This is a genomic window from Pseudomonas sp. NPDC088444, from assembly GCF_044900175.1.
Lineage (GTDB): Bacteria > Pseudomonadota > Gammaproteobacteria > Pseudomonadales > Pseudomonadaceae > Aquipseudomonas.
This window is the reverse complement of the sequence record NZ_JBJDNK010000004.1, coordinates 359,763-375,402: the sequence shown is the minus strand read 5'-3', so window position 1 is coordinate 375,402 and position 15,640 is coordinate 359,763. Positions and strand designations below refer to the sequence as shown.

Here is a 15,640-nt window from a genome sequence, read left to right as displayed (position 1 = left end):
TCGGACTGCTACAGGGGAGTTGCGTGCATCAATACTCGTAACGCACCAGCCCGTGCGTCAGCGAATGCACCGCAAACCCGATCAACACCGCGACCATTGCCGGTATCAGCCAATACCACACTCGCATCGGCAACGCGGGCAGCGACTGTTTGTTCTGCACGAATGCCAGGCTCGCCGAGCAGGTGAAGAACGCCAGCAACATCCCTGCCAGCACGTCAGTTGGCCAATGCACCCCCAGATACACCCGTGACACGCAGATCGATGCAGCGGGAATCGCACCCAACAGCAGCCACGTCAGACGCAATCGCACCGGTTGTCCACGTCCTGCCAGCACCGCCAGCGTCATGAACAACGCGAACGACGCCGACGCATGGCCGCTCGGCATGCTGTAGGTGGCCAAGGGTTCAGCCAGCACTTCAGGGCGGGCGCGGGCGAAGGTGTGTTTCATGGTCTGGTTGAGGATCGCAGCGCCCAGCGTGGTCGAGCAGGCGAAGATCGCATGTCGCCACTGGCGGGCAGCGACCAACACCATCAGCAACACAGCCGCGGCGCAGAATTGAGTTTTGAAGTCACCCAGCCCGGTGACCAGTACCACGAAGTTCTGGGCGGTTTCGCTGCGATGCTCTTGAACCAGCGTCATCACGCCCTGATCCAGATGCGCCAGATACGGCCAGCCCAGAAACACGGCAATCAGCAGGGTCAGACTGGCGCATGCGATCAGCTTCGTGGCATAGGGCTTGCGGCGCACGCTGGTCTGAATCGCAATCCCCAGCAAAATGGCCAGGCCCGCGCCAACAACGGCGGCCTGTGGCCAGAAGCCCTCTGGCAACGGCAGGCGAATGGCGGCCCCGGTCGCCCAGCCCGGCAGAATGTACGCCACCGACCAGCCGGCTGCTGCCACCACGCTGACGACCGCGAAGCGCACGAACGGCATGTCGAACATCCCGGCCACCATGGGCAGCATCGGGCGCAGTGGGCCGATGAACCGGCCCACCAACAGGCTGGCGATGCCGTAGCGCTGGAAATAGGTCTCGGCTCCGGCGATCCATTCCGGATGATGGCGCAGCCCCGGCAGGCGGCGAATGTTCTGGTGGAAGCGTCTGCCCAGAAAGTAGGACACGAAATCGCCCAGCAGCCCGCCGAGCAACCCCAGCAACAGCGCTTCGCTCAGCGGCAGGATTCCGCTGCCGGCCAGCGCCGCAATGGCGAAAAGCGCGACAGTGCCGGGGACGATGATCCCGGCAATGGCCATGCATTCAAGAAATGAAACCAGAAAAACGGCGGCGCCCAGCCAGGACGGGTTGGCGCTCAGCCAAGAGGTGACGCTGTCGAGCCATGAGCCCATGGGTCAGTTTCCTTGCTCGATGATGAAGTAGTCGCGGCCTTCGACTTGGCCGCGCCGTAGAGGGTTCCGTGTGCAAAAGCGGGCGTATTCAAGGTCTACGAAGCGGTACATCAATTGTTCGTCTCGTCCGGAGGGGATGCCCAGGCGTGTGGTCTGGATGATGTGCGTGGGTGTCTGGCCTACGTCTTCGACAAAAATCTGTTCGTGATCGAAACGCTTGGCGTCCCACATCGGAACTTTCAGCCCCAGTGCCTTGCATAACAGGGTCTGGCCCGCGCACAAGCGTTCGGGCGAGCGCAGGTTGCCACTGGCGTCGGGGTTGTTCAGTTGCATCTGCGCCAAACTGTTCTCGTCCGAGAACGCGTCGACCCAGGGATAAGCCGATTTGATCAGCACCGCATTGCCAGGACCTTCAGCGCTGAAATTCAACGAATCGCCTCCACGGGCGTAGTACATATAGATGTGGCCGCCATCCAGAAACAAAGCCTTACGCTTTTCTGTATAGCCGAGTGACGCGTGGCTGCCTTTTTCCTTCAGGTAATAGGCTTCTGTCTCTATGATGCGCGCCGACAGCCACAGTGGGCCGACCTTGTGACGCACCACTTTGCCCAGCAGATCGCGGGCGAGGGTCTGGGCGTCGCGGTTGAAGAAGCTGTCTGGCAGGGCGCGTTGAGGGGTGTCGGGCATGGGGCGGCTACGTGATGGCGTGGATGGCGATGATAGCAATGCGGGGCTTAATTGGCGCTGAATGGCAGCCGTTTGCCAACGACTCCGTTATGACGGTTCGGCTTTCTGGCCGACGCCGGTTCCCACAAGGATCGTGAGTGCCAGGATTACGCTTTCACCCAACAAATCCGGCTTATATCGACCATCCGCCTGTCGCCGCTGTCGTTCGTCACGCCCGACAGCTATAATCGGCCGCTTTCCTCTCTGCCAAGACCTCTGAGACCATGACTGAGTCCGTTCTTGACTACATGACCCGCCTGGGTCGCGCCGCCCGCGAAGCTTCGCGCGTGATCGGTCGCGCCAGCACCGCGCAGAAAAACCGCGCCCTGACGGCCACTGCCGCCGCGCTGGATGCTGCCCGTGATGAGCTGACTGCCGCCAACGAACAGGATCTGGCCAAAGGCCGCGCCAATGGTCTTGAACCCGCTCTGCTTGAGCGTCTGGCCCTGACCCCGGCGCGGATCGACAGCATGATCGCCGGTCTGCGTCAGGTCGCCAGCTTGCCAGACCCTATCGGCACTATTCGCGACATGAATTTCCAGCCGTCCGGCATTCAGGTCGGCAAGATGCGCGTGCCCCTGGGTGTGATCGGGATCATCTATGAGTCGCGTCCGAACGTGACCATCGACGCCGCCAGTCTGTGTCTGAAGTCCGGTAACGCCACCATTCTGCGCGGCGGTTCGGAGGCCATCAATTCCAACCGTGCTATCGCCGCTTGCGTTCAACGCGGTCTGGCCGAGGCCGGTCTGCCTGCTGCCGTGGTGCAAGTGGTCGAGACCACTGATCGCGAAGCCGTCGGCGCGCTGATCACCATGCCGGAATACGTGGACGTGATCGTTCCTCGTGGCGGCAAGGGCTTGATCGAGCGCATCAGCCGCGATGCCAAAGTGCCGGTCATCAAGCATCTGGATGGCATCTGCCACATCTACGTCAGCGCCCACGCCGATCTGGCCGCCGCGCAAAAGATCAGCTTCAACGCCAAGACCTATCGCTACGGCATCTGTGGTGCCATGGAAACGCTGCTCGTGGATCAGGCGATTGCCGCGGACTTCCTGCCGCCGATGGCCGCGCAGTTCCGCGAAAAGGGCGTCGAGTTGCGCGGTTGCGAGCGCACCCGCGAGCTGATCGAAGCGATTCCGGCGACCGAAGAAGACTGGCACACCGAATACCTGGCAGCGATCCTGTCGATTCGTGTGGTCACCGGTCTGGATCAGGCCATTGAGCATATCAACCACTATGGCTCGCATCACAGTGACGCGATCATTTCCGATTCCCAGGCGCAGACTCGCCGTTTCATGGCGGAAGTTGACTCCAGTTCGGTGATGATCAACGCGCCAACCTGCTTCGCCGATGGCTTTGAATACGGCCTGGGTGCCGAAATCGGCATTTCCACCGACAAGATTCACGCCCGTGGACCGGTCGGCCTGGAAGGCCTGACCTGTGAGAAGTACATCGTGGTCGGTGATGGTCGTCAGTTGCGCGGACAAGGACCTGTCTGAGTTGACTGCCAATCGGCAACAACCAGGTCACGATGCGAAACCTGACGAAAAAAACGCCACTCGCAGGCCGAAACGCATCGGCATGCTGGGCGGGACGTTCGATCCGGTGCACATCGGCCATTTGCGCGGCGCCCTGGAAGTCGCCGCGTTGCTTGAGCTCGATGAGTTGCGTCTGACGCCCAGCGCCAGACCGCCTCATCGCGATACGCCCAGCGTATCGGCGCAGGATCGTCTGGCGATGGTCCGCAGCGCCGTACAGGGCGTGTCGCCATTGACGGTGGATGACCGCGAACTGTTGCGGGACAAGCCGTCGTACACCATCGACACGCTGGAATCGATGCGCGCTGAACTGGCCGTCGATGACCAGCTATTTTTGTTGCTGGGATGGGACGCCTTTTGCGGGCTGCCGACCTGGCATCGATGGGAAGAGTTGCTGGAGCACTGCCATATCGTGGTGCTGCAACGCCCGGACGCCGACAGCGAGTCGCCGGACGCCATGCGTAACCTGCTGGCGGCACGCGCGGTCAGCGATCCGAAAGCCCTCAGAGGGCCTGGCGGACACATTACATTCGTCTGGCAGACGCCGCTTTCGGTGTCTGCCACCCAGATCCGCCAACTGCTGGCCAGCGGTGAGTCGGTACGTTTTCTGGTGCCAGACGCGGTACTGGCCTACATCGAGGCACACGGGCTGTACCGTGCGCCCAATTGAACTGAATGAGTTTTATATGACACAGCAAAAAAACATCGTTACCGGCGAAGAGCTGGTTGAACTGGCCAAGGCTGCTTTGGAAGACGTCAAGGCGCAGGATATCCAGGTCATCGACGTTCGCGACAAGCACAGCCTGACCGACTACATGGTGATCGCCACCGGTACATCGAACCGTCAGATCAACGCCATGCTCGACAAGGTTCGTGAGAACGTCAAAGCCAAGGGCGCGCAGCCACTGGGCGAAGAAGGCAAGGGCGAGAGCGACTGGGTGCTGCTGGACTTGGGCGACGTGATCGTGCACATGATGACCGCCGCCGCACGCCAGTTCTATGACCTGGAGCGTCTGTGGATGGGTGCCGAGCAGAGCCGCGCGGCCAGCGGTGCGCACCACACCCCGGGCAACGAATAAGGGCTCGTCGTGCGTCTGCGTCTGATTGCCGTCGGTTCACGCATGCCCAAATGGGTGGAAGAAGGTTGGCACGAATATGCCAAGCGTCTCCCATCCGAATTGGCCCTTGAACTGGTCGAGATTCCGCTCAACACCCGAGGCAAGAACGCCGACGTGGCGCGCCTGATCCGTCAGGAAGGCGAGGCGATGCTGGCCAAAGTGCAGCCGGGTGAGCGAATCGTCACCCTCGAGGTCCATGGCAAGCCGTGGAGCACCGAGCAACTGGCCGTGGAGCTCGATCGCTGGCGCCTGGATTCGCGCACCGTGAACCTGATGGTGGGTGGCCCGGAAGGGCTTGCGCCTGAGGTGTGTGCCCGTGCCGAGCAGCGTTGGTCATTGTCGCCGCTGACGTTGCCGCACCCTCTGGTGCGCATCCTCATCGGCGAACAGATTTATCGTGCCTGGACGGTATTGTCCGGTCACCCTTATCACAAGTAGCGCCGCTGCCTTCACTGTGAACTCGCCCTAAATGTCTCAGCCGATTCGCCTGAAAGATCACGAAAAGGACGCACGTCTGGTGCGCAACCGGGTCGTGGTCGGTGCCGTGATCGTGATCGTGCTGATCTGCGTGCTGGTGGCGCGCCTGTACTTCCTGCAAGTCATTCAATATGACTACCACTCGACCCTGTCGGAAAACAATCGGGTGCACGTGCAGCCGATTCCGCCCAGCCGAGGGCTGATTTACGACCGCAACGGCGTGGTCATCGCGGACAACCGGCCCAGCTTCAACCTGAGCATGACCCGCGAGCGTTCGGGCGGTGACTGGCCGAAAGTGCTCGATACCATCATCGAAGTGCTGGAATTGACCCCGGATGACCGGATCATCTTCGAAAAGCGCATGAAGCAGGGGCGTCGCCCGTTTGAACCAGTGCCGATCCTGTTTGAGCTGACCGAAGAGCAAATCGCCCGGATCGCGGTCAATCAGTTCCGGCTGCCAGGCGTCGAAGTTGTCGCGCAGTTGATTCGCCACTACCCGCAGGGCGCGCATTTTGCGCACTCGGTCGGCTACATGGGCCGAATCAACGAGAAAGAGCTGAAAAGCCTGGATCCGGTGAACTACAGCGGCACTCATCACATGGGTAAAACCGGCATCGAGCGCTTTTACGAGCCGGAGCTGCACGGCCAGGTTGGCTATGAAGAGGTCGAAACCAATGCCCGAGGCCGGGTGTTGCGTGTCTTGAAGCGGACCGATCCGGTCCCGGGCAAGGACATCGTCCTGAGCCTGGACATCCAGTTGCAGGAAGCCGCCGAAACCGCGCTGGCCGGGCGTCGTGGTGCCGTTGTGGCGCTGGACCCGAGCACGGGTGAAGTGCTGGCGATGGTCAGCCAGCCAAGCTTCGACCCGAACCTGTTTGTCACCGGTATCAGTTTCAAGGCGTATTCCGAACTGCGCGATTCGGTTGACCGGCCGCTGTTCAACCGCATTCTGCGTGGCCTGTACCCGCCGGGTTCGACCATCAAGCCTGCGGTGGCCATCGCAGGACTCGACACCGGTGTTGTGACGGCCAGTACCCGGGTGTTCGACCCCGGTTACTACATGCTGCCGAACTACGACCACAAATACCGCAACTGGAACCGCACAGGTGATGGCTGGGTCGATCTGGACACCGCCATCATGCGTTCCAACGACACCTATTTTTACGATCTCGCTCACAAGGTCGGCATCGATCGCCTGTCCGCTTACCTGAACAAGTTCGGCATCGGGCAGAAGGTTTCGCTGGACATGTTCGAAGAGTCGCCCGGCCTGATGCCGTCCCGCGACTGGAAGCGTATTACCCGTCGTCAGGCCTGGTTCCCTGGCGAAACGTTGATTCTGGGTATCGGTCAGGGCTACATGCAGGCCACGCCGCTGCAACTGGCGCAGGCCACGGCGTTGGTCGCGAACAAGGGCAAGTGGAACCGTCCGCACCTGGCAAAGACCATCGAAGGTCAGAAACCTGTGGATAACAATCCGATGCCGGATATCGTCCTGCGCGACCCCTCCGACTGGGCCAAGGTCAACCACGGCATGCAACAGGTCATGCACGGTGCTCGTGGTACGGCACGCAAGGCGTCCGTTGGCGCGCAATACCGCATTGCTGGCAAGAGTGGTACGGCGCAGGTCGTTGCCATTCGCCAAGGTGAAAAATACGACCGCTCGAAAGTCCAGGAACGCCATCGCGACCACGCTCTGTTCGTGGGTTTTGCGCCTGCCGACAATCCAAAAATCGTCGTGGCGGTGATGATCGAAAACGGTGAGTCGGGCTCCGGTATTGCGGCGCCTGTTGTCCGTCAGGTCATGGATGCCTGGTTGCTCGGCCCGGATGGCCGTTTGAAACCCGAATACGCCGCCAACACACTGCCTCCGGAGACCGCGGCCCGTGAAGAGTAATTTCGACCGCATCCTCTCCAGCGAAGATGTGATGCGCCGTCGCGCGACGTTTCTGCAGAAGATTCACGTCGACGGCCCACTGCTGATCCTGCTGCTGACCTTGGCAGCGGGCAGCTTGTTCGTGCTGTATTCCGCCAGCGGCAAGAGCTGGGACCTGCTGATCAAGCAAAGCACCTCATTCGGCATCGGCCTGGTGTCGATGTTCGTCATTGCCCAGTTGGAACCGCGCTTCATGGCCCGCTGGGTGCCCGTGGCCTATGTCTTCGGTGTCTTGCTGTTGGTGGCGGTGGACGTCATGGGCCACAACGCGATGGGTGCGACACGCTGGATCAACATTCCGGGGGTCATTCGCTTCCAGCCGTCGGAATTCATGAAGATCATCATGCCCGCCACCATCGCCTGGTATCTGTCCAAGCGCACCCTGCCACCGCATTTGAAGCACGTGGCCGTGAGCCTGGGTTTGATCGGCTTGCCGTTCATTTTGATCGTCCGCCAGCCCGATCTGGGTACCTCGCTGCTGATTCTGGCGTCCGGAACGTTCGTGCTGTTCATGGCCGGCCTGCGCTGGCGCTGGATCATTGGGGTGATCGCGGCGGCGGTGCCAGTGGCGATCGCGATGTGGTTCTTCTTCATGCACGACTACCAGAAACAGCGGATTCTGACGTTCCTCGACCCCGAAAGTGACCCACTGGGCACCGGCTGGAACATCATTCAATCCAAGGCGGCCATCGGTTCGGGCGGTGTCTTTGGCAAAGGCTGGCTGCTAGGCACGCAATCGCACCTGGACTTCCTGCCGGAAAGCCACACTGACTTCATCATCGCGGTGCTGGGTGAAGAGTTCGGTCTGGTGGGTATTTGTGCACTGCTGCTGATTTATCTGGCGCTGATCGGTCGCGGGCTGGTCATCACGGCTCAGGCGCAGACCCTTTACGGCAAGTTGCTCGCAGGCAGCCTGACCATGACGTTTTTTGTATACGTTTTCGTCAACATCGGTATGGTCAGCGGTCTGCTGCCGGTGGTGGGGGTGCCGTTGCCCTTCATTAGTTATGGCGGAACTTCGCTCGTGACGCTGCTGTCAGCGTTTGGGGTTTTGATGTCGGTCCACACCCACCGCAAGTGGATCGCGCAGGTTTGATTAAGGTGAAGAACTCAATGCAAGTAGTGCGTGGCTGGGCTGCTCGATGTGTGCCGCTGGTCGGTCTGATGGGCATCCTCGGCTCAGTGCAGGAGTCGCTTGCCGGTGACTATGAAGGCTCTCCTCAGGTCGCACAGTTCGTCAGTGACATGACCCGGGACTATGGGTTCGCGGGCGAGCAATTGATCGAGGTTTTTCGTAACGTCGAACGCAAACAGTCGATTCTCGACGCCATTTCCAAGCCCGCCGAGCGGGTGAAGCCGTGGAAGGATTATCGCCTGATGTTCCTCACCGATGCGCGTGTGGCGCGGGGTGTGGATTTCTGGCGGCAGCACGAAGCGGCCCTTGCACGGGCCGAGCAGGAATACGGCGTGCCCGCGCAGGTGATCGTCGCGATTATTGGTGTTGAAACGTTTTTTGGGCGTAATACCGGAAATTACCGGGTAATCGACGCGTTATCGACGCTGAGTTTCGACTATCCACCTCGCGCCGAATTCTTCCGCAAAGAGCTTCGCGAGTTTTTGCTGCTGGCCCGCGAAGAGCAGGTCGACCCTCTGACCCTCAAAGGGTCCTATGCTGGCGCGATGGGATTACCACAGTTCATGCCCAGCAGTTTCCGCAATTACGCGGTGGATTTTGACGGCGATGGCCACATCAACATCTGGAACGATCCGGATGATGCCATCGGCAGTGTCGCCAGTTATTTCAAGCGCCACGGTTGGGTTGCGGGCGAACCGGTGGTCAGTCGTGCCAGCGTGCGCGGCGACCGGGTTGATGAGGGATTGAGTCCCGGAATCGAGCCAGTGAAGACCGTTGGGGAGTTGCGAGCCTTGGGGTGGGCGAGTCATGATGCGCTGCGCGATGATTTGCCAGTGACGGCGTTTCGCCTGGAAGGCGACGTTGGCCCTGAATACTGGATGGGTTTGAAGAATTTTTACGCAATCACGCGTTACAACCGCAGCGTGATGTACGCCATGGCCGTGCATCAGCTGTCTGAACTGCTTGTTCAAGCTCGGGGCGTCAAGTAATGCGGTCATTGCCGATCCAAAAACCCTTTCAGTTGATGGCCTTCGCGGCGCTCACATTGCTGGTTGTCAGTTGTTCCACCAGTCGACCGACACAGCAGGGCAATATCATCCGCTCACAGCCGGGGTTGGACATCAACCGTGCGCACAAAGACGGCGCGCCTTGGTGGGATGTCGATGTGTCGCGTATCCCGGATGCCGTTCCTACCCTGCACACCGGCCCCTACAAAGCCAACCCCTATACCGTTCTGGGCAAAACCTATTTCCCGCTCACAGACTCGGCCAGCTATGTGCAGACCGGTACGGCGTCCTGGTACGGCACCAAGTTCCATGGCCAGAACACCGCCAACGGCGAAGTCTATGACTTGTACGGCATGAGCGCGGCACACAAGACGCTCCCGCTGCCCAGCTATGTTCGCGTGACCAATCTGGACAACAACCGCACGGTGATCCTGCGGGTCAACGACCGTGGGCCGTTCTATTCGGACCGTATCATCGACTTGTCCTACGCAGCGGCCAAAAAGCTCGGTTACGCCGAAATCGGTACGGCACGGGTGAAGGTCGAAGGAATCGACCCGGCGCAATACTGGGCGCAACGTGGCAAACCGGCGCCGTTGATGCTGGATCAACCGCAAGTGGCACTCAGCGGCCCTGCTGCCAAACCACAACCTGCGGCGCCAGTGATCACCGCCTCGGCAGGCACCATCGAGCAGTGGACACCGCCACCGCAACAGCACGCCGCTCCGGCATCGCCGATACCGATCGACGCAAAAAAAAACGCTTCCGGACAAGCGTCTGGGCTGTTTCTCCAGGTGGGAGCCTTCGCCAATCCGGACGCTGCGGAACTCCTGAGATCGAAACTGAGCGGGATGGTACGAGCGCCGGTGTTCGTGAGTTCGATCGCGCGCAACCAGCAGACGCTCTATCGAGTGCGGCTGGGACCAGTCGACACGCCGGGTGAGGCCCAGCAACTGCAGAACAGCGTTCGCTCGGCCAACCTGGGGTCGCCAAGCGTCGTGACCTCGGACCAGTAAAAAGAAATCTGTGATCCGAACCTTGGTCACAAGGTCGGATCGAAGCTTTCTGGCAGACGACTCGCCGTCAGAGCGAGCGATGTCAGCAGCTTTTCACGGGACCATCTACGGCGCCACCTGTAGAATGTCGCCCCGTCCGCCAGGGGAGCCTGGCATTACCGCTTTGCCCGCGAGGGCATGTTTGCCCATTAGCATTTTCGAGAGACGGATGAACATCACCACCTTTGCAAAACGCCTTTGCCTATTAATCCCGCTTTTCACCGCGCCTGCCGTGTTTGCGGCAGAGCAGATGACGCCATCGGCACCGCAACTGGCTGCCAAGGCGTATGTGCTGATGGATGCCAACAGCGGTAACGTGCTGGTTGAGAATAATGGCGATCAGCGTCTGCCTCCGGCCAGTTTGACCAAGCTGATGTCCGCCTACATTGCGACACTGGAAATCCGTCGTGGCCAGATCGGCGAAAACGACCCGGTGACCATCAGCGAAAACGCGTGGCGCACGGGCGGCTCGCGGATGTTCGTCAAGGTGGGCAGCCAAGTGACGGTCAGCGATTTGCTGCACGGCATCATCATTCAGTCGGGTAACGACGCCACTGTTGCCCTGTCCGAGCACATCGCGGGCAGCGAAGATGCGTTCGCCGACATGATGAACAAGACCGCTGGTGACTTGGGCATGGTCAACAGCCACTTTATGAACCCGACCGGCCTGCCGAACCCGGACCACTTCTCGACTGCGCACGACATGGCAATCCTGGCCCGCGCGATCATCCATGAAGACCCGGCCCACTACGCGATCTACTCGCAGAAGGAGTTCTTTTGGAACGGTATCAAACAGCCGAACCGTAACCTGCTGCTGTGGCGCGACAAGACCGTTGACGGTCTGAAAACCGGCCACACCGAAGAAGCGGGCTATTGCATGGTGTCCTCGGCCGTTCGTGATGGCATGCGTCTGATCGCCGTGGTGTTTGGTACCAACAGCGAGCAGGCCCGTGCTGCCGAAACTCAGAAGCTGCTGACCTACGGTTTCCGTTTCTTCGAAACCCAGACCTTCTACCAGAAGGGCGCCGAACTGGCTCAAGCCCCAGTCTGGAAAGGCACCGAGCGTCAAGTGAAGGCCGGCCTGGCTGAAGACCTGTCCATGACCATGCCCAAAGGCGAGATCAAGAAGCTCACCGCCAGCATGACCATCAACCCGAAACTGGTTGCACCTATCGCCAAGGGCGACGTGATCGGTCAGGTTGAAGTGAAGCTGGAAGACAAGGTCGTGCGCACCGCTAATCTCATCGCGATGGACAGCGTTGAGGAAGGTGGTATCTTCCGCCGCCTGTGGGACAGCATCCGCATGTTCTTCTACAGTCTGTTCAACTGATCTTTGATGGGTTGCTGATTGACCACATATTGACTGTTGTTCCGTACGCCCCTGTCGCTGATCGTGGCAGGGGCCTGTCCGTTTTCCGGCTTACGAGGCCGTTACTGCCATGACAGATACCGAAGCTAAAGCTCCGAAAATCGAATTTCCCTGCAAGGATTACCCGATCAAAGTGATCGGCGACACCATTGTGGACATCAAGCAAAAGATCGTCGACATCGTGAAGAAACACGCCACGATCAATGACGAGCGGGTGGACGAGCGCCAGAGCAGCAACGGCAAGTACACCACTATCCAGCTGCACATCTTCGCCACTGGCCAGGATCAACTGTACGACATCAACAGCGAGCTGCGGGCCACAGGTTTCGTGCACATGGTGCTGTGATGGGCGAGCGTCTGGGCTTTCGCGATCTCGGCTTGATCGATTACGAGCCCACCTGGCAAGCCATGCAACGCTTCACCGACGGTCGCGGTCGCGACACGCCGGATGAAGTGTGGCTGGTCCAGCACCCCCCGGTTTTCACACAAGGACAGTCTGGAAAGCCCGAGCATCTACTACTTCCGGGTGATATTCCGGTGGTACAGGTCGATCGCGGTGGCCAAGTGACTTATCATGGCCCCGGCCAACTGGTAGCGTACTTGCTGCTGGATGTGCGTCGCTTGGGGTTTGGTGTGCGCGAGCTGGTGACCCGGATCGAGCACAGCCTGATCGAGCTGCTGGCCAGTTATGGCGTCACGGCAGCCGCAAAGCCTGAAGCGCCGGGGGTCTATGTGGACGAGGCGAAGATTGCCTCGCTGGGCCTTCGCATTCGCAACGGTTGCTCGTTCCATGGTCTGGCGTTGAACGTCGACATGGATCTGGCCCCGTTTAAACGGATTAATCCCTGCGGGTATGCGGGGCTGGCGATGACCCAGCTGCGCGAACAGGCAGGTCCGATTGAATTTGCCGAGGTCAGTGCCCGGCTGCGTGCGCAGCTCGTCAGACACCTCGACTACGCTGAGCAGACGACCCTAACGGGCGGAATCGATTGATATGACTACTGCGCATGAGACGGCCGACGCCGTGCAAACCCTGATCCCGACAGTGAACGTGCACACTCCCGAGCGTGCGGCGCGTCCAAAAGTAGAGGCGGGCGTGAAGCTGCGTGGCGCGGAAAAAGTGGCGCGCATCCCGGTGAAGATCATCCCGACGGTGGAGTTGCCGAAGAAGCCGGACTGGATTCGCGTCCGCATTCCGGTTTCCCCGGAGGTTGATCGCATCAAGGCCCTGTTGCGCAAACACAAGCTGCACAGCGTTTGCGAGGAGGCGTCCTGCCCGAACCTGGGCGAGTGTTTCTCCGGTGGTACGGCGACCTTCATGATCATGGGCGACATCTGCACCCGTCGCTGCCCGTTTTGCGACGTCGGTCATGGCCGTCCGAAGCCTCTGGATGTCGACGAGCCGAAAAACCTCGCCGTTGCCATCGCTGACCTGAAGCTCAAGTACGTGGTGATTACCTCGGTCGACCGTGACGACCTGCGCGACGGCGGCGCTCAGCACTTTGCTGACTGCATTCGCGAAATCCGTGCGCTGTCACCGAACGTGCAGCTGGAAACTCTGGTACCGGACTACCGTGGCCGCATGGACATCGCGCTGGAAATCACTGCCGCCACGCCGCCAGACGTGTTCAACCACAACCTGGAAACCGTGCCGCGTCTGTACAAAGCCGCTCGTCCGGGTTCGGACTACCAGTGGTCGCTGACCCTGTTGCAACGCTTCAAGGAAATGGTCCCTCACGTACCGACCAAGTCCGGCCTGATGCTGGGGCTGGGCGAGACCGACGACGAAGTGATCGAAGTGATGCACCGCATGCGCGAGCACAACATCGACATGCTGACCCTTGGCCAGTACCTGCAACCGTCGCGCAACCACCTGCCGGTCCAGCGCTTTGTGCACCCTGACACCTTCGCCTGGTTCGCCGAGGAAGGTTACAAGATGGGCTTCAAGAACGTGGCGTCTGGCCCGCTAGTGCGTTCGTCGTACCATGCGGACGAGCAGGCCAAGCTGACCAAGTCGTTGCTGACGGCGGGCTAATGTTTTGGGCGCGGAGCGCCCAGAGCTGCGTTCCCACGCCGAGCGTGGGAACGATCATGAAGGCGTACAAAAAAGGGCCGGATAGCGATATCCGGCCCTTTTTATTTGAAATGCATTCTGACTGTACTACGAACCCTGTGGGAGCCGGCTTGCTGGCGAATGCGGTGTTTCGTTCAGCGAGGATGTGCCTGACACGACGCATTCGCCAGCAAGCCGGCTCCCAAAGGGGAGGTGTTACGGCTTACGCAGATTTTCCAGCAGCTCCTGCGTCGGATACCCATCGGCTGGCCAGCCAAATGACTGTTGAGCGCTACGAATGGCTTTGCGCGTGTTGGCGCCGATGATCCCATCTGGCGCGCCCGCATCGTATTGGCGGGCCGAGAGCAGGGTTTGCAGTTCAATACGCTCAGAGCGGCTCAGAGGGCGGTCGCCGCGTGGCCACTGGCCGATAACGTAACCGCCACCGTTAAAGCGTTCTGACAATAGCCCGACGCCCAGTGCGTACGACGACGAGTTGTTGTACTTCAGAATCGCGCGGAAATTGTCCATCACCAGAAAGGCCGGACCTTTGTAACCCGCTGGCAGCAGCAGGGCGGCTTGCTGTTGCAACAGATTGGCAGGCAGTGCAGCGCCGTTTGGCTGTTTCAGACCCAGTTGCTGCCACTCACCGATGCTCTTGCGCGTCGAGGCATCTGCCAGCGCGTAGTCGAAGCCCTGACGCAATTGCACCTCGAAGCCCCATGGCTGGCCTTTCTGCCAGCCGGAGCTTTGCAGGTAATGCGCGGTGGAGGCGAGGGCATCGACGGGCGAGTTCCAGATGTCACGCCGACCATCGCCGTCGAAATCCACGGCGTGTGTGTTGTAGGTCGTGGGAATGAACTGCGTCTGGCCCATTGCTCCGGCCCAAGAACCCAGCATGTTTTGAGCATCGATGTCGCCGTGCTGGATGATCTGCAACGCGGCAATCAATTGATCCTGCGCGAACTGCGGGCGACGGCCTTCATAGGCCAGTGTCGCCAGAGAGCGAATCACCAATTGCGTGCCCTGAAACTGCCCGAAACTGCTTTCCATGCCCCACACGGCGATCAACGCCTGACGGTCCACGCCATAGCGTTGCTCGATGGCGGTCAGCACGTCGGCGTATTGCGTCAGCAGCGCCTGACCTTTGCGCACGCGCACAGGCGAAATCGCGCCGTCGAGGTATTCCCAGACAGGGCGAGTGAATTCTGGCTGGCTGCGGTCAGCCTTGACCACGCTCATGTCCGGGGTGACGCCTGCGAAGGCGCGGTCGAACACGTCCGGGCGGATACCGGCGGCCAATGCCTGAGCGCGAAACATGGACTGCCATTCGGCAAAGCTCATGGCGGGCTGGATTTCGAAATTGGAATCGTCTGGCTGAGCGACGGCGGTGGGGATGCCTGGTGCGGACTTAGCGACCGTCATGGGGGCGGCCTGGAGCGGGGTGGCGACGGCAGCGGTGGGTTGCTCCGCGCAGGCGACCAGCACGAGAAGGCTGGAGGCGGCGATCAGTTGGCGGACATGCCAACAACGGGGAAAGCTAAGGGGCATTCTGGGGTCCACAGGGAAAAACCGTAAGGTGCAGACCTTAACATGTCGGCTCTGCCGGCGGGGCGCCAGTCAGTAACCTGGCATGTTTTCACGCAGCCATAACGGAAGAAGCCTCCCAATCTCTCGACTGGAAGGCTTCGCGGCGGTAGCTGCCTTTGCCCTTGGCGGGTTGTTCCTGGCGGCTGCGGAACAGGGGCTGGGCGATGATGGATTTGGCCTTGTTCGGCCGCTTTTTGGCTTTGCTCATGGCGGTGTTCTCTGAGGTGGTGTATGACGCGGCGGGATGATGGGACAGATTGCGGTTGGGGTCTAATTGATCTGTGCTATAGCAACGGG

At 60.3% G+C, this 15,640-nt stretch carries 15 protein-coding genes and 1 pseudogene; 12 read left to right on the top strand and 4 right to left on the bottom strand.

Going from position 1 to position 15,640, the window contains the following annotated elements:
• Nucleotides 1-28: 28 nt before the first annotated feature.
• On the bottom strand, nt 29-1,345 hold the full coding sequence (locus ACI2KB_RS10830; RefSeq protein WP_404634233.1) for a bifunctional DedA family/phosphatase PAP2 family protein: 1,317 nt from the start codon (nt 1,343-1,345) through the stop codon (nt 29-31).
• A 3-nt stretch (nt 1,346-1,348) separates the two neighbouring features.
• Nucleotides 1,349-2,032 carry a DNA-3-methyladenine glycosylase gene (locus ACI2KB_RS10825; protein WP_404634231.1) on the bottom strand — a complete coding sequence of 228 codons (684 nt, stop codon included), beginning with the start codon at nt 2,030-2,032 and terminating at the stop codon, nt 1,349-1,351.
• A 263-nt stretch (nt 2,033-2,295) separates the two neighbouring features.
• Between ACI2KB_RS10825 and ACI2KB_RS10820 the strand changes: the two genes are divergently transcribed.
• The 12 genes from ACI2KB_RS10820 to lipA all read left to right on the top strand — a co-directional run bounded on the left by ACI2KB_RS10820 (nt 2,296) and on the right by lipA (nt 13,735).
• A complete protein-coding gene (locus tag ACI2KB_RS10820) occupies nt 2,296-3,570 on the top strand; it encodes a glutamate-5-semialdehyde dehydrogenase (RefSeq protein WP_404634229.1) in 1,275 nt (424 codons plus the stop codon).
• Complete coding sequence (gene nadD, locus ACI2KB_RS10815; protein ID WP_404634369.1) at nt 3,536-4,279, top strand: nicotinate-nucleotide adenylyltransferase; 744 nt, start codon at nt 3,536-3,538, stop codon at nt 4,277-4,279. Before ACI2KB_RS10820 ends, nadD begins: the two co-directional genes overlap by 35 nt.
• A 16-nt stretch (nt 4,280-4,295) precedes the next feature.
• Entirely contained in the window at nt 4,296-4,688 is a 393-nt protein-coding gene (gene rsfS / locus ACI2KB_RS10810) for a ribosome silencing factor (protein ID WP_108239560.1), read from the top strand.
• A gap of 9 nt (nt 4,689-4,697) precedes the next feature.
• Nucleotides 4,698-5,165, top strand: coding sequence for a 23S rRNA (pseudouridine(1915)-N(3))-methyltransferase RlmH (gene rlmH, locus ACI2KB_RS10805; protein ID WP_400597531.1), 468 nt, complete (start codon nt 4,698-4,700; stop codon nt 5,163-5,165).
• 31 nt (nt 5,166-5,196) lie between these two features.
• Nucleotides 5,197-7,098: a penicillin-binding protein 2 gene (mrdA, locus tag ACI2KB_RS10800; protein WP_404634227.1), complete on the top strand. Its 1,902-nt coding sequence runs from the start codon at nt 5,197-5,199 to the stop codon at nt 7,096-7,098.
• A 31-nt stretch (nt 7,099-7,129) separates the two neighbouring features.
• Nucleotides 7,130-8,233 carry a rod shape-determining protein RodA gene (gene rodA / locus ACI2KB_RS10795; RefSeq protein ID WP_404634367.1) on the top strand — a complete coding sequence of 368 codons (1,104 nt, stop codon included), beginning with the start codon at nt 7,130-7,132 and terminating at the stop codon, nt 8,231-8,233.
• A gap of 17 nt (nt 8,234-8,250) precedes the next feature.
• A complete protein-coding gene (gene mltB / locus ACI2KB_RS10790; protein WP_404634225.1) occupies nt 8,251-9,261 on the top strand; it encodes a lytic murein transglycosylase B in 1,011 nt (336 codons plus the stop codon).
• Nucleotides 9,261-10,292, top strand: coding sequence for a septal ring lytic transglycosylase RlpA family protein (locus ACI2KB_RS10785; protein ID WP_404634223.1), 1,032 nt, complete (start codon nt 9,261-9,263; stop codon nt 10,290-10,292). The genes mltB and ACI2KB_RS10785 overlap by 1 nt, the downstream gene beginning before the upstream one ends.
• Before the next feature lie 208 nt (nt 10,293-10,500).
• Complete coding sequence (locus ACI2KB_RS10780) at nt 10,501-11,661, top strand: D-alanyl-D-alanine carboxypeptidase family protein (RefSeq protein ID WP_404634221.1); 1,161 nt, start codon at nt 10,501-10,503, stop codon at nt 11,659-11,661.
• A 109-nt stretch (nt 11,662-11,770) separates the two neighbouring features.
• Nucleotides 11,771-12,046, top strand: coding sequence for a DUF493 domain-containing protein (locus ACI2KB_RS10775; protein WP_404634219.1), 276 nt, complete (start codon nt 11,771-11,773; stop codon nt 12,044-12,046).
• Entirely contained in the window at nt 12,046-12,693 is a 648-nt protein-coding gene (gene lipB, locus ACI2KB_RS10770) for a lipoyl(octanoyl) transferase LipB (protein ID WP_404634217.1), read from the top strand. Before ACI2KB_RS10775 ends, lipB begins: the two co-directional genes overlap by 1 nt.
• A gap of 1 nt (nt 12,694) precedes the next feature.
• Nucleotides 12,695-13,735, top strand: a complete 1,041-nt coding sequence (gene lipA, locus ACI2KB_RS10765) for a lipoyl synthase (RefSeq protein WP_404634215.1) — start codon at nt 12,695-12,697, stop codon at nt 13,733-13,735.
• Nucleotides 13,736-13,969: 234 nt separating this feature from the next.
• Here lipA and ACI2KB_RS10760 read toward each other — a convergent pair.
• Nucleotides 13,970-15,115 (bottom strand): annotated as a pseudogene (locus tag ACI2KB_RS10760) (lytic murein transglycosylase); the annotation flags it as partial.
• A 277-nt stretch (nt 15,116-15,392) separates the two neighbouring features.
• A complete protein-coding gene (gene arfA / locus ACI2KB_RS10755) occupies nt 15,393-15,551 on the bottom strand; it encodes an alternative ribosome rescue factor ArfA (RefSeq protein ID WP_404634213.1) in 159 nt (52 codons plus the stop codon).
• Between the last annotated feature and the right edge of the window lie 89 nt (nt 15,552-15,640).

Coding starts and splice junctions, on each gene's coding strand:
- ACI2KB_RS10830 (WP_404634233.1), bottom strand. CDS start 1,345: ATGGGCTCATGGCTCGACAGCGTCACCTCTTGGCTGAGCGCCAACCCG.
- ACI2KB_RS10825 (WP_404634231.1), bottom strand. CDS start 2,032: ATGCCCGACACCCCTCAACGCGCCCTGCCAGACAGCTTCTTCAACCGC.
- ACI2KB_RS10820 (WP_404634229.1), top strand. CDS start 2,296: ATGACTGAGTCCGTTCTTGACTACATGACCCGCCTGGGTCGCGCCGCC.
- nadD (WP_404634369.1), top strand. CDS start 3,536: ATGGTCGTCAGTTGCGCGGACAAGGACCTGTCTGAGTTGACTGCCAAT.
- rsfS (WP_108239560.1), top strand. CDS start 4,296: ATGACACAGCAAAAAAACATCGTTACCGGCGAAGAGCTGGTTGAACTG.
- mrdA (WP_404634227.1), top strand. CDS start 5,197: ATGTCTCAGCCGATTCGCCTGAAAGATCACGAAAAGGACGCACGTCTG.
- rodA (WP_404634367.1), top strand. CDS start 7,130: ATGCGCCGTCGCGCGACGTTTCTGCAGAAGATTCACGTCGACGGCCCA.
- mltB (WP_404634225.1), top strand. CDS start 8,251: ATGCAAGTAGTGCGTGGCTGGGCTGCTCGATGTGTGCCGCTGGTCGGT.
- ACI2KB_RS10785 (WP_404634223.1), top strand. CDS start 9,261: ATGCGGTCATTGCCGATCCAAAAACCCTTTCAGTTGATGGCCTTCGCG.
- ACI2KB_RS10780 (WP_404634221.1), top strand. CDS start 10,501: ATGAACATCACCACCTTTGCAAAACGCCTTTGCCTATTAATCCCGCTT.
- ACI2KB_RS10775 (WP_404634219.1), top strand. CDS start 11,771: ATGACAGATACCGAAGCTAAAGCTCCGAAAATCGAATTTCCCTGCAAG.
- lipB (WP_404634217.1), top strand. CDS start 12,046: ATGGGCGAGCGTCTGGGCTTTCGCGATCTCGGCTTGATCGATTACGAG.
- lipA (WP_404634215.1), top strand. CDS start 12,695: ATGACTACTGCGCATGAGACGGCCGACGCCGTGCAAACCCTGATCCCG.
- arfA (WP_404634213.1), bottom strand. CDS start 15,551: ATGAGCAAAGCCAAAAAGCGGCCGAACAAGGCCAAATCCATCATCGCC.